This is a genomic window from Actinomadura barringtoniae (assembly GCF_017573505.1).
Taxonomy (GTDB): Bacteria; Actinomycetota; Actinomycetes; order Streptosporangiales; family Streptosporangiaceae; genus Spirillospora; species Spirillospora barringtoniae.
Window position 1 is genome coordinate 107,228 of the sequence record NZ_JAGEOJ010000021.1, and the last position, 12,767, is coordinate 119,994.

At 67.9% G+C, this 12,767-nt stretch carries 8 protein-coding genes; 5 read left to right on the forward strand and 3 right to left on the reverse strand.

Going from position 1 to position 12,767, the window contains the following annotated elements; translation table 11 throughout:
• Positions 1 to 92 precede the first annotated feature (92 nt).
• The 3 genes from J4573_RS41115 to J4573_RS41125 all read right to left on the reverse strand — a co-directional run bounded on the left by J4573_RS41115 (position 93) and on the right by J4573_RS41125 (position 3,901).
• The gene (locus J4573_RS41115) at positions 93 to 1,889 is read right to left on the reverse strand and encodes an ABC transporter substrate-binding protein (protein ID WP_243774396.1); all 1,797 of its coding nucleotides are present in this window, start codon (positions 1,887 to 1,889) and stop codon (positions 93 to 95) included.
• A 209-nt stretch (positions 1,890 to 2,098) separates the two neighbouring features.
• Positions 2,099 to 3,178, reverse strand: a complete 1,080-nt coding sequence (locus tag J4573_RS41120) for an inositol-3-phosphate synthase (protein ID WP_208261569.1) — start codon at positions 3,176 to 3,178, stop codon at positions 2,099 to 2,101.
• A gap of 93 nt (positions 3,179 to 3,271) precedes the next feature.
• Positions 3,272 to 3,901 carry a PadR family transcriptional regulator gene (locus J4573_RS41125; protein ID WP_208261570.1) on the reverse strand — a complete coding sequence of 210 codons (630 nt, stop codon included), beginning with the start codon at positions 3,899 to 3,901 and terminating at the stop codon, positions 3,272 to 3,274.
• A 189-nt stretch (positions 3,902 to 4,090) separates the two neighbouring features.
• On the opposite strand from J4573_RS41125, the gene J4573_RS41130 reads away from it, so the two are divergent.
• The 5 genes from J4573_RS41130 (at position 4,091) to J4573_RS41150 (ending at position 12,681) form a co-directional block, all read left to right on the forward strand.
• Positions 4,091 to 4,474 (forward strand): DUF5318 family protein, encoded by a 384-nt coding sequence (locus J4573_RS41130; protein WP_208261571.1) that lies wholly within the window; start codon positions 4,091 to 4,093, stop codon positions 4,472 to 4,474.
• 860 nt (positions 4,475 to 5,334) lie between these two features.
• Positions 5,335 to 7,647 (forward strand): transglycosylase domain-containing protein, encoded by a 2,313-nt coding sequence (locus J4573_RS41135; protein ID WP_208261572.1) that lies wholly within the window; start codon positions 5,335 to 5,337, stop codon positions 7,645 to 7,647.
• Between the two features lie 772 nt (positions 7,648 to 8,419).
• Complete coding sequence (locus J4573_RS41140) at positions 8,420 to 10,552, forward strand: transglycosylase domain-containing protein (RefSeq protein ID WP_243774431.1); 2,133 nt, start codon at positions 8,420 to 8,422, stop codon at positions 10,550 to 10,552.
• 183 nt (positions 10,553 to 10,735) lie between these two features.
• A complete protein-coding gene (locus tag J4573_RS41145) occupies positions 10,736 to 11,101 on the forward strand; it encodes a hypothetical protein (RefSeq protein WP_208261573.1) in 366 nt (121 codons plus the stop codon).
• Positions 11,102 to 11,220: 119 nt separating this feature from the next.
• A complete protein-coding gene (locus J4573_RS41150) occupies positions 11,221 to 12,681 on the forward strand; it encodes a glycosyltransferase family 87 protein (RefSeq protein ID WP_208261574.1) in 1,461 nt (486 codons plus the stop codon).
• Positions 12,682 to 12,767: the final 86 nt, after the last annotated feature.

The window sequence follows — 12,767 nt, forward strand, 5'->3', positions numbered from 1 at the left end:
ATATGAGTGGAGGCCGGGCGGCCGCTCCGGGGCGCCTGAAAGGCCTGGCCCGGGGCGCGCGCTGCCTGACTTGGGATGCTCCCGGGTGAGGGTCAGTGGGCCAGCCAGAGGCGGGTGTAGTCGTAGCCGGTGGCGGTGGGGAGGTAGAGGGCGCCGCGGACGCGGGAGGAGTGGAAGATCGGGTGGGAGCGGTCGAGGAGCGGGACGATGGCCGCGTCCTCCATGATCTTCTGGTCGGCGAGGTGCCAGTAGCCCGCCGCGCGGGACGGGTCCGAGGCGGTGAGGGCGCTGTCGATCAGGCCGTTCACCTGCGGGTTGTCGTAGCCGCCGTAGTTGGTGGAGCCGGGCCCGTACGTGCGGCCGTCGAACAGCGGCTGGATGATCGAGCGGCCGTTGTTGCCGTACCAGTCGGGGCTCCAGCCGGGCGCGGCGATGTCCCAGGCGCCGGACTTGGCCTTGGCCGGGTCGGAGAGCGTGCTGCCGTAGAACGAGCCGCCGCTGTCGGGGATGAGGGTGGCCTTGACGCCGCACGCGTCGAGGTTCTCCTTGAGGGACTCGGCGATCAGCTTGTGGACGCTGTTGACGCGGTACGGGAACTTCAGCGTCAGGCCCTTGGGGTGACCGGCCTGGGCGAGCAGCTGCCTGCAGCGGGCCGGGTCGCCGGCCTCTCCCTGCGTGGCGTATCGCGTGGCGGCGTTGTAGCCGGAGTTGCCCGGCGGGATGACCGTACGGAGGGGCTCGGCCACGTCCGGGCCGCCGACGATCTTGATGAGGGCCGTACGGTCCACGGCGTACTCCAGCGCCTGCCGGACCTCGCGCTTGCCGAGCGCGCCGCCGCCCGCGGGGCTGCGGGTGTTGAAGACCAGGTACGGGCTGTTGCTGGGCGTGTCGCGGATCGAGAAGCGGTCGTCGCGTGCCTGCCGCAGCCGCTGGATGTCGGCCGTCGGCACGGGCTGGTCCCAGGCAAGGTCGGCGGCGCCCTGCTCCAGCTGCGCCTGCACCGCGGCGGGCGAGTCCTGGCCGAGCGTGAGCTGGATCTTCTCGACGTGGCGTTCGCGCAGCGGGTCGCCGTCCTGACGCCAGACCGGGTTGCGGCCGAGGGTGTACGAGGAGCCGGGCTTGTAGGCGACGATCTGGTACGGCCCGTCGGAGATCGTGTGCTGCCGGAAATCCGGGCCGTCCGGAACGTACTTGTCGTATTCCTTGGGCGCAGCCGCCGTGAACTGCAGGGTCAGCAGGTTGAGGAAGTCGCTCGCCGGGCGCGTCAGCTTGAAGACCAGGGTGTCGTCGCCCTTGGCCTTGATGCCGGAGATCTCGTGCTTCTGCTGGTAGGCGGCCATGGCGTGCGCGTCCTTGGCGTTCACCTTGGCGTAGCCGTGGCAGAAGCCGTCCATCCCGCGCAGCGTCGAGGTGTAGTAGCCCTTGCCGCTGGATGGTGAGGCGGGATTGCACAGCCGCTTCATGCCGCGTACGAAATCGCCGGCGGTGACCGGGCGCGGCGGCTGGGTGTTCCACTGAACGCCCTTGCGCAGCCGCACCGTGTAGGTCTTGCCGTCCTTGCTGATGCCGCCGTTCTCCTTGGACGGAACGCGGGCGGCGACGTCGGCCTGGACGGGGATGGTCTGGCTGAAGTCGTTGGAGGCCTTCGTACCGAAGAGCGTGCGCGCGTAGGTGCGGTTGAGGCCGTACGAGCCGGTGCTGTTGGAGCTGGCGGTGTCGAGGTGCTCGACGTCGGACGACCCGATGATCCGGAGCGTCCCGCCGTCCTGCGGGGTCGTCGCGGCCGCGCTCTCGGGGTCGCTGCCCCCGCCGCCGCACGCCGTCAGGCCGGTCAGTCCCATCGCGAGCCCGGCCAGCCCCGCCGTCGCCCTGAGTGCCTCGCGCCGCATCGTCAACCCTCCGAAACGCACCGCCGTATTGCGTCACTGGCAGTGCCACAGTAGGGCCAGAGAGTGACAACGGCCGCTACATCACCATTTTCCCTATAGAAGTAAGGACGCCCTGACGGTGTTGTCCACCGTCAGGGCGCCCTTGGACGTGCTTTGTGACCAGTTTCTCAGTGCCGATCAGACCGGAGCCGGTCCCGGCCGGACCGGAATCAGCGGTCGACGTCGCCGCGGATGAAGGCCTCGACGGCCTCGCGCGCCTGGTCGTCGTTGTACTGCTCCGGCGGGGACTTCATGAAGTAGGAGCTGGCCGACAGGATCGGGCCGCCGATGCCGCGGTCCTTGGCGATCTTGGCGGCACGGACCGCGTCGATGATGACGCCGGCCGAGTTCGGGGAGTCCCAGACCTCGAGCTTGTACTCCAGGTTGAGCGGGGTGTCGCCGAAGGACTTGCCCTCGAGGCGGACGTAGGCCCACTTGCGGTCGTCCAGCCACGGCACGTGGTCGGACGGGCCGATGTGCACGTCGGCCTTGGCCATCTCGTGCGGGATCTGCGAGGTGACCGACTGCGTCTTGGAGATCTTCTTGGACTGGAGGCGCTTGCGCTCCAGCATGTTCATGAAGTCCATGTTGCCGCCGAAGTTGAGCTGGTAGGTGCGCAGCAGCTCAACGCCGCGGTCCTCGAACAGCTTGGCCATCACGCGGTGCGTGATGGTCGCGCCGACCTGGGACTTGATGTCGTCTCCGACGATCGGCACGCCCGCGTCGGTGAACTTCTGGGCCCACTCGGGGTCGCTGGCGATGAACACCGGCAGCGCGTTCACGAACGCGACCTTGGCGTCGATCGCGCACTGCGCGTAGAAGCGGTCGGCCTCTTCCGAGCCCACCGGCAGGTACGAGACCAGCACGTCGACCTGCGCGTCCTTCAGCGCCTGCACGACGTCGACCGGCTGGGCGTCGGACTCCTCGACCATGTCGAGGTAGTACTCGCCGAGGCCGTCGAAGGTGTGGCCGCGCTGGACGATGATGCCGGTCGGCGGGACGTCCGCGAACTTGATGGTGTTGTTCTCGCTGGCGTGGATGGCCTCGGAGAGGTCCATCCCGACCTTCTTGGCGTCCACGTCGAAGGCCGCGACGAACTCCACGTCGCCGACGTGGTAGTCGCCGAACTGGACGTGCATCAGACCGGGGACTCGCGTCTCGGGGGCCGCGTCCTTGTAGAACTCGACACCCTGGACGAGCGAAGAGGCGCAGTTGCCCACACCCACGATGGCTACGCGCACCGAACCCATCCGGTTGCTCCATTCTCTCTAGCGGAACATGTGGTGTTCTTCACCCGACCCCGAGGGGGGAGAGCCCGCTGCGGTCAGCGAGAGCCCGCTGCTTCAGCGGCCCGTCTCCCGAGGCATGTCCTGAGTCGTATTTGTCGATTTCGAAGTCCTGGCTTGCTCTTCCTGCTCCGTCCGCTCGCGCCCGATGAGCTCGTTGAGCCACCGGACCTCGCGTTCGACGGACTCGAGCCCGTGGTTCTGGAGCTCGAGGGTGTAGCTGTCGACCCGTTCCCGGGTCCGCGCCAGACCGGCGCGTACGCTCTCCAGGCGCTCCTCGAGGCGGCTGCGCCGGCCCTCCAGGATCCGCAGCCGTACGTCGGCGCGGGTGTGCGAGAAGAAGGCGAAGTGAACGCCGAACCCCTCGTCCTCCCACGACGCCGGACCGGCCTCGGTGAGCAGCTGCTGGAGCCGCTCCTTGCCCTCGGCGGTGAGCTTGTAGACGATCTTCGATCGGCGGCTCTGCAACGCCAGCGGAACGTTCGGCTCCTCCGGCCGGTCCTCCATGATCAGCCCATTGGCGAGGAGCTGCTTGAGGCACGGGTAGAGCGATCCGTACGAGAAGGCGCGGAACATGCCGAGCAGGGTGTTCAGCCGCTTGCGCAGCTCGTACCCGTGCATCGGGGACTCGTGCAGCAGGCCGAGCACGGCGAGCTCGAGCACGCCCTGGCCCTTTCTGCTGCTCATGTCCACTCCCGCAGAGCCGATGTCTCATCCTGATGTATCGAGCGAATGTATCGGCTCGATACATCGACAAGATACGTAACCGGTGTGCGTCCTGGCAAGTCGGTGGTCACATCCCGTACATGCACGTGATCTTCCAAACGTCGTATCCGGGGCTTACCCTGCTGGCATGCGGGGTCGGAGAGGGCGCCCATGAGACCGAGGCTCGTCGTGGACTACGGCCTCGCGAAGCGGGCCACCCTGGCCGAACTCCGATCCGGCGGCCTGACCAGGGAAGACGCCTGTGACGCCCACCCCTACCTACTGCGCGCCGCCAAGTATCACGGTGAGCCCACCGACAAGCGCTGTCCAGTGTGCGCGCGGCCGAACCTCACCCACGTCACGTACGTATATGGAGACGAGCTCGGCCGGTACGAGGGCCGGGTCAAGGCGACCGCCGAGCTTGCCGTAATGGATCGTGAATACGGTGAATTCAGGGTGTATGTGGTGGAAGTGTGCCAAGGTTGCGCCTGGAATCACCTATCGGTGTCATACGTCCTCGGGTACGGAGACGAGCCCCGCAGCCAGCGGGGATGAGGCCTCCGCGCCCCCTGCGGGCTCGCTGCCAGCGAGAACCACCAGGTCGGGGACGTCTCAACCGTGCACGCTCGTAACCCGCTCACCAGCCTGCACAGTACTCTTCGGACGACGCTTCAGCCGTTACCCCCGTTGCGTGATGAGGTCGAGTGAGTAATCCAAGCCAGCCCCGACCAGCCTCCGGGTCGCCGCGGCCGGGCGGGCAGCAGAACCCCCGCCCTGGTCAGTCAGGTCCCCCCGGCCGGCCAGGCGCCCCCCAGTCCTCTACTTCGCCCGCCCCGCCTCCCACCCCCTCGGGCCCGCCCGGAGGGGGCGTTCGCACGTCCCCGAACGGCGGCCCTGGAGGCTCCGGCGGCGTCGGCGTCGGCGGCGGTCCCAACGGGCGTAGCGGCCCCGGCGCCCCCGCGGGCCCCAAGCACGCGAGCCCCCGGCCTTCCGGCCCTGGCACGCCCAACGCGCCCGCAGGCCCCGGCACGCCTTCCGGCCCCGGAGGCCCAGGCGCCCCGGGCGGTCCCGGCCGTCCTGGCGTCCCCGGCGCTCCGGGTGGCCCTGGCCGTACGGGAGGCCCAGGCGCTCCGAGTGGGCCCGGTCGTACGGGAGGACCCGGCGGACCCGGCGGTCCAGGTGTGACGAGTCGTTCGGCGACGCCGGGCACGCTCGGCCCGGGCGGTCGCACCAACGGGAACGGGCACGGACCCGGCGGCCCCAACGGGCACGGACCGAACGGACGCGGCCCCGGAGGCTCAGGCGGACGCGGGCCCGGCGGTCCGGGCGGACGCGGTCCGGGCGGTCCCGGTGGGCCCGGCGGTCCAAGACGAGAAGGACGTGAGGGCTGGCAGCGGATCCTGCTCGGCCCGGGAGTGAAGCGGCAGGGCTGGCGCCGCTGGCTTCCGCCGTGGCGCGCGGTCCTCGCCGTCCTCTTTCTCTGTACGGCCGCCGTCTTCACGATGATCTACGTCGCGTACGCGCAGACGCCGACGCCGAAAGAGCCGACGGTGGCGGGCGTCAACGACCAGGCCTCGATCTTCTACTACCGCAACGGCGGCGAGATCGGCCGGATCGGCAAGAAGCGGCAGAGCGTCGAGCTGAGCGCTGTCACCCAGACCAAGCCCGAGAAGGGCAAGGTGCCGGTCTCGGTGCAGGACGCGGTGCTCGCCGCCGAGAACCGCAGCTTCCGCACCGACCCGGGATTCTCGGTTCAGGGGACCGCTCGCGCCGCGTGGGACAACCTCACCGGTGGCCGGGGCGGTGGCTCCACGATCACCCAGCAGCTGGCCAAGAACTACTACTCCAACCCGAACAACCGCACCTACAGCCGCAAGTTCAAAGAGCTCTTCATCGCGGTGAAGCTCGAGCAGGGGAGGTCCAAGCAGGACATCCTCAAGCTCTACCTCAACACCATCTCGTTCGGCCGGGACACCTACGGCATCCAGACGGCGTCGAAGGAGTACTTCAACACCGACGTCTGGAATCTGAGGCAGGACCAGGCGGCCTTCCTCGCCGGACTCATCCAGAACCCCAACCGGGATCCGGCTGAGAAGGCGAACCAGGCCTGGGCCAAGCAGCGATACGAGTACGTCGTCAACGGCCTGGTCTCCATGGGCAAACTGGACGCCCAGAAGGCCGCCGCCTACAAGGCCAATCCGCCCAAGCCCCGGGCCGCCAACTCAGGGCAGCAGCTCTACGGCGGCCAGCGTGGCTACATGCTCATGCGGGCCAAGGAAGAACTGCGTCGCAGGGGCGTGTCCGCGACCGACGTCACGACCAAGGGTCTGCGCGTCTACACCACCTTCGACCCGGAGAAGATGAAGGCGGCCAAGGACGCGGCCGAGAAGACCATCCCCTCGGTGAATCCGGCCAAGCTCGCCAAGAAGAAGATCCGCGTGGGCATCGCGTCGGTCGACTCCAACAACGGTGAGGTACTCGCGATCTACGGCGGGCCCGACTACCTGAAGCAGTCGTTCGACAACGTCTGGTTCGGTTCCGCCCAGGCCGGTTCGGCGATGAAGCCCTATGTGCTCGCCACGGCCCTCAAGCAGGGCTACAACCTGAAGAGCATGGTCGAGGGCCGGTCGGGCTCCTCCTTCGACGGGCAGGGCAACGTCGTGCCACGCGGATCGGGCGGTGCGGTGGGCCCGATTCCGAACGGCCACAAGGTCGGTCCGGCCGTGAATCTCATCACAGCCACCCAGGACTCCATCAACACCGCGTTCATCCAGCTGGGCCTGAAGGTCGGGCTGCCGCAGGTCGTCAGGACCGCCGAAAGCGCCGGCATCGCCGCCGACATGGTGGAGCCCTACGAGAAGATGGCCGGCCTCTCCCTCGGCATCAACAACATCCGCCCGATCGAGCAGGCCGCCGGCTACCAGGCGTTCGCCAACGGCGGTACCTGGCACGAGCCGCATGTCCTCAGGAAAGTCCTTGAGAAGGACAACAAGACCGAGCACATCAAGCTGAACCCGAAGTCGAGCCAGCCGTGGAACAAGGATGTCGCGGCCGACGCCACCTATGCCATGCAGCAGGTGGTCAAGGCCGGTACCGCGACCGCCGCGCAGCTGCCCGACGGCCGTGACATCGCAGGCAAGACCGGCACGACCGACCGCAACGTCGCGACCTGGTTCGTCGGCTACATCCCGCAGATGTCCACGGCGGTGACGATGTACAACGACGCGAGCGAGAAGGTCGGCGGCCAGACGCTCAAGAAGCCGCTCATCATCGACGGCCAGGAAGTGCAGGGTGGCACGATCCCCGCGAAGATCTGGCGGGCCTACATGATCGACGCCACCAAGGGGATGGACTCGAAGCCCTTCCCGCCTCCGTCGTGGAAGGGCGACATCAAGCTCTGGGCCCACCCGCCGAAGCCGAAGGAAGAGAAGGACAAGCGCCCGAAGTGGTGCGACCGGCTCCCCAACGCCGACCTCTTCCCGCAGTGCCAGAAGGACGGGAACGGCGGCGACCCCAACAACCCGGGTAACCAGCAGCCTTGCCAGGCCCCCGGGCAACAGAACTGTGACCCCAACAAGCCGCCGAATCCGTTCAACCCGCCCAAGTGGTGGTGCAAGGATCACCGTCAGTTCCCGACCTGCAACAGGGGGAACGGCGGAAACGACGGCGGCACGTTCCCGCAATCGGAGCGGTCGCGGCCGATCGTGTACGCGCGAACAGACGAATAGCCGGAGCCGTCGTTGACCGGGGCGTTCACCATCGCGGTGCCCCGGTCGGACAAGTCCGGTCGATACCGCCAATCGGTGCGTCCGTGACCCCGAGCAGAGCAGGGTGGCCCCATGCTCCCCGGAGGGCGCAGTACTCTCGGACGACGCATTGTCGTACCCCAGTCGAACGAGGACGCGTGTGAGTTACCCAAGCCAGTACGGACCGGAATACGGAGAGAGCCCAGGTAACAAGGGCTCGTCCCGCCCCGGCGGGTCAGGCACGCCACGACGGGGGCCAGGTGCTTCCGGGGGCGCCCCGAGGGGCGCCACGGGTGGCACGCCGAGCGGTTCGCCCATGCCAGGGCGTCCTTCGCGTCCCGCGGGCACCGGACGAGGCGCGCCGCCGCGGCGTGCCCCGGGCCGGTTGGGCGGAGGCGGCGGCGGCTCGCGTCGCCCCAGCGGCGGCGGCCCCGGTTTCGGGAGACGGGGCAATGGCGGTCCCGGTGGCGGAGGCCCAGGCGGCCCAGGCGGCCCGGGTGGTCCCGGCGGCCCCGGCGGTCCGGGCGGACGCGGACCGGGCGGTCCCGGTGGCCCTGGCGGTCCCGGCGGCTCAGGCGAGGGCCCGGGCGGCCCAGGTCGTCCCGGCGGTCCGGGCGACGGCGGCCGTACGAGCCGGAGGGCCGGCAAGCCCAAGCGGACCGGATGGCGGCGCTACGTACCTTCGTGGAAGATCGTCGCCGCGGTCACCTCGCTGGGGCTGCTGGCGGCGACCGTGCTGGTCATCGTCGCGTACATGAACACGCCGGTGCCGACGGAGAAGCAGGCCACCGCCGTCGCGCAGGAATCGGTCATCTACTACGACAACGGCACGACGCCGATCGCCCGCGTCGGCATGAAGCGTGAGAGCGTTCCGCTCGCGAAGATCCCCGACCAGGTTCAGAAGGCCGTGCTGGCCGCCGAGGACCGGGGCTTCGAGCACGAGCCGGGCGTCTCGCCGACCGGCATCGCCCGCGCGCTGTTCAAGACGGCGACCGGTGGTGACGTGCAGGGTGGTTCGACCATCACCCAGCAGCTCTCGCGTAACTACTTCGCGGGTCTGAGCCAGGACCGCACCGTCAGCCGGAAGCTCAAGGAGATCCTCATCTCGGTCCGGCTGGGCCAGGAGATGAAGAAGCAGGAGATCCTGAACCTCTACCTCAACACGGTCTACTTCGGCCGTGAGGCCTACGGGGTCCAGGCCGCCGCGCGCGCCTACTTCCACAAGGACGTGTCCAAGCTCAAGGTCAACGAGGCGGCGATGCTGGCCGCGATGATCCAGCGGCCGAACTACTTCAAGACCACGGGGTCGCCCAGCTACCCGGCGAAGGCGGCGCTCATCTCTCGCTGGAACTACGTTCTGAACGGGATGGTCGAGTCGAAGTGGCTGGACGCCGGCGCGCGCGCCCAGCAGAAGTTCCCCACGACCCAGAAAACGTGGAGCGACGTTCCGGACACCACACAGGCCGGCTACATGACCGAGCGGGTGAAGAAGGAGCTCGAGTCGCTCGGCATCGACGACCAGGCGCTGCAGAGCCAGGGCTACCGCGTCTACACGACGTTCAACCGCGAGCTGCAGGACTACACCGCCAAGGTCGTGAACAAGGTCCGGAATGAGAAGCACCTCAGCAAGGACGTCCGGTTCGGCCTGGCCTCGGTCAACACCAAGGGTGAGGTCGTCGCCGCCTACGGTGGGCCTGGGTATGACAAGCAGCAATGGGACGACGCCTTCCAGAGCGCCGTGCAGCCTGGCTCCTCGTTCAAGCCGGTCGTCCTGGCCGCGGCGCTGAAGAAGGACATCAGCCTCAAGACCACGATCAACGGCTCCTACCGCCGGGTCATCAACGAGCAGCCGTTCACCAACGACTCCCGTAGCGAGAACGGTGTCTACAACCTGCTGCAGATGACCCAGCACTCCATCAACACCGCCTACGTCGACCTCGGCCAGAAGGTCGGCCTCGACGACGTGGTGAAGATGGGCGAGGAAATGGGCATCCCGCACAGCACCCCAGGCTTCAACTCCAAGATCACCAGCCTCCCGCTCGGCCCGATGGATGTGAGCCCGGTCAACATGGCCTCGGTCTACTCCACGTTCGCGGCCGAGGGGAAGCACACCCCGGTGCACGTGATCACCAAGATCACCGACAGCAAGGGCAAGCCGGTCAAGAACCTTCCTTGGGACGACGACGCCAAGCAGGTCTTCTCCAAGGGTGTGGCGGGCGACGCGACCAAGGCCATGCAGGCGGTCGTCCAGTCCGGTACCGGTACACAGGCCAAGCTCGACGACGGCCGGCAGGTCGCCGGCAAGACCGGTACCGCGTCGGAGAACAAGTCGGCCTGGTTCGTCGGCTACACGCCGCAGCTGGCGGTCTCGGCCGCGATGTGGCGTGAGAAGAACGGCAAGCGTCTTCCCCTGCAGGGCGTCGGCGGCTACAACCAGATCTACGGTGGCACGGTTCCCTCGGAGCTGTTCAAGCTCTTCATGACCAAGGCCATGGAGAAGGAACAGCAGAAGGACTTCCCGCCGCCCGGCGACGTCGGCTCCATTCCGGACTGGGCCGCGCCCAAGCCGACGCCGACCCCGACTCCGTCGACCACGCCGACGTGTCAGCCCGGGCAGCAGCCGACCGAGCCCGGCGCCGGCCAGACGCAGCAGCCGTGCCCGTCGACCACGCCGTCGCCGACGCCGTCCACGCCGAGCGCACCGCCCAGCAGCAGTGGCCAGCCGTGCGACCAGTTCGGGATGCCGGTGGGCTGTAACCCGAACATCCCGCCGTCCACCCCGCCGCCCGCGTGGTGGTGCAACCGCAACCCCGACAACGCCCAGTGCAAGCCCAACACCGACCCGGGCCGTTCGCGCGAACCGAACTCCGGCAAGGGAACGGGCTGACCATCCACCCATAAGCACACCCAACGTGCCCTCGCCCTCCCCAGGGCGAGGGCACGTCGCCTTTCCCGGGCGGGCGAGGGCGAAGGCGGGCGAAGGCGGGCGGGCGAAGGCGGATGGCATGGCCGATGTCGGCCCGGCCCCGGAGCTTGATCATCTGGAGATGGTCCACCTAGTGGAGGGTGGTTGAAGAATCCGGCCAAGACGACGCACCGGAAGACGGTGAAGGGGAGCTACAAGAAGATCCGGGTGGACACCGGGGGTGGGGCGCACGACTATCGCGCCACTGCCGTCCGGGTCGGGTCCTACCGCGGCCACAAATATGTCTGGGCGCAGGTTGACGCCGGTCGTGGAGGATTTCCCGACAGGGCTTCATTGATTTGGCGCTACAAAGGCAATGGTGCGTTGTACGAGTGCCCGGTCTATCGGGGCACCGGTAAAGGGATGCACTACTCGAGCGCCGTCGACGTGAGGTACGCGAACCGGGTGCAGGTCAAGTTCCGGGACGGCTGGTCGTCCACGATCCACTACGGCCCGGCGAGGAACATCTAGGCGTTCTCGCCAGGCGGTCCCGCCAGAGACTGCGTTTGCCGGATGTGGATCCAACCGGCTCGGTCGGATCCACATCCGGCGAGGTGCGATGGCTTGACGGGGGGCAATAGGGTTTCGGCATGTCGTCGTCTACCCCCGATGCCGATTCCGAGTCCGTGGCCGATGAGGGCGGGCCTTCGGGCGCGCGTGCGCGGCTCGTTCGGTCGGCGCCGGTGCTCACTGGGATCACCGCGCTGGTCTGTGTGCTGGGCTGGTTGCAGAAGCAGCCTTGCGCCTCGGTCAATTTCGACTTCGTCAAGACGACGACGCGGGGTTGCTACACAGACATCTATCCGCTGTATTACGTGCGGGGGTTGAACGACGGCAAGGTGCCGTACTTCGACTCGTTCGCAGGGGACACCATTCACTACGTGGAGTATCCGGTTCTCAGCGGCTACTTCATGCAGATCGTGAACTGGATCGTGAAGCCGTTCGGGATCGACTCGCGGGGGATGGCGTTCTACAACGTCACCGCGCTGCTGCTGGCGCTGCTGGCGATCGCGATGGTGCTGGCCACTGCCTATGCGGCCGGGCGGAAGTCACTCAAGGCGGGGCTGATGGTGGGGCTGTCCCCGGCGCTGCTCCTCACCGCGTACATCAACTGGGATCTCCTGGCGGTGGGGCTCTCGGCGGTCGCTTTGGCGCTGTGGGCCAGTCGGCGTCCCACCTGGGCAGGGGTGTTCATTGGGCTGGCCGTAGCGGCCAAGTTCTATCCGATGCTGTTGCTCTGGCCGTTCGTGCTTTTGTGTGTACGGGCCGGGGAGTGGCGCGCGATCGTTCGGTTGCTGGCGGGCACGGTGGGGGCGTGGCTGGCCGTCAATGTGCCGGTGATGCTTTTCGCGTGGAACGGCTGGCTGGAGTTCTACAAGTTCAACCGGACGCGTGGCATCGACTGGGGCTCGATCTTCTTCTACTTCAGGGGCCACGGCCTGGAGTCGATGAACGACACCGACAAGCTCAACATGGTCGGCACGGGGACGTTCATCGTGCTGGCGCTGGCCATCGGGGTTCTCGCGCTCGCGGCCCCGCGCCGGCCCCGGCTGCCGCAGCTGATGTTCCTGGTGCTCGTGGCGTTCATGCTGCCGAACAAGGTCTGGTCGCCGCAGTACGTGCTGTGGCTGCTGCCGCTGGCGGTGCTCGCCCGGCCGCGGCTGCCCGCGTTCATCGTCTGGCAGGTCGGCGAGATCATCTACTTCTTCGGCATCTGGTGGTACCTGCTGGCGGTCTCGAACGGCAAGCCGGGCGCCGACCTGTCGACCACGCTGTCCTCGCTGGCGCACTTCGATGTGCCGCCGGGCGGCATCAGCGACAACGTCTACTACATCGCGTTGTTCGCTCGGTTCCTGACCGTGTTCCTGCTGGCGGTGCTGGTGGTGAAGGACATCTTGCGGCCGTCCGGTGACGTCGTGCGGCAGGACGGCCTGCAGGACGATCCGGCGGGCGGTCTCCTGGACCATGCGCCCGACGTCTTCAGGCTGGCTCCGGGCTGGGGGCGGCGTGCGCGTACGCCGGTCGCCGATGCCGCCGGGATGGCCGCCTAGGCTCTCACCGGCGGTAATTGGACTCGCATCCAATTGTGATGGGGGCCACATACAAGCAGGCTTGCTTGCTTGTATGTGCGCTCCTA

Bases quoted from the DNA above. Each gene is read 5' to 3' on its own strand.
- J4573_RS41115 (WP_243774396.1), bottom strand. From the start codon at position 1,889: ATGCGGCGCGAGGCACTCAGGGCGACGGCGGGGCTGGCCGGGCTCGCG.
- J4573_RS41120 (WP_208261569.1), bottom strand. From the start codon at position 3,178: ATGGGTTCGGTGCGCGTAGCCATCGTGGGTGTGGGCAACTGCGCCTCT.
- J4573_RS41125 (WP_208261570.1), bottom strand. From the start codon at position 3,901: ATGAGCAGCAGAAAGGGCCAGGGCGTGCTCGAGCTCGCCGTGCTCGGC.
- J4573_RS41130 (WP_208261571.1), top strand. From the start codon at position 4,091: ATGAGACCGAGGCTCGTCGTGGACTACGGCCTCGCGAAGCGGGCCACC.
- J4573_RS41140 (WP_243774431.1), top strand. From the start codon at position 8,420: ATGAACACGCCGGTGCCGACGGAGAAGCAGGCCACCGCCGTCGCGCAG.
- J4573_RS41150 (WP_208261574.1), top strand. From the start codon at position 11,221: ATGTCGTCGTCTACCCCCGATGCCGATTCCGAGTCCGTGGCCGATGAG.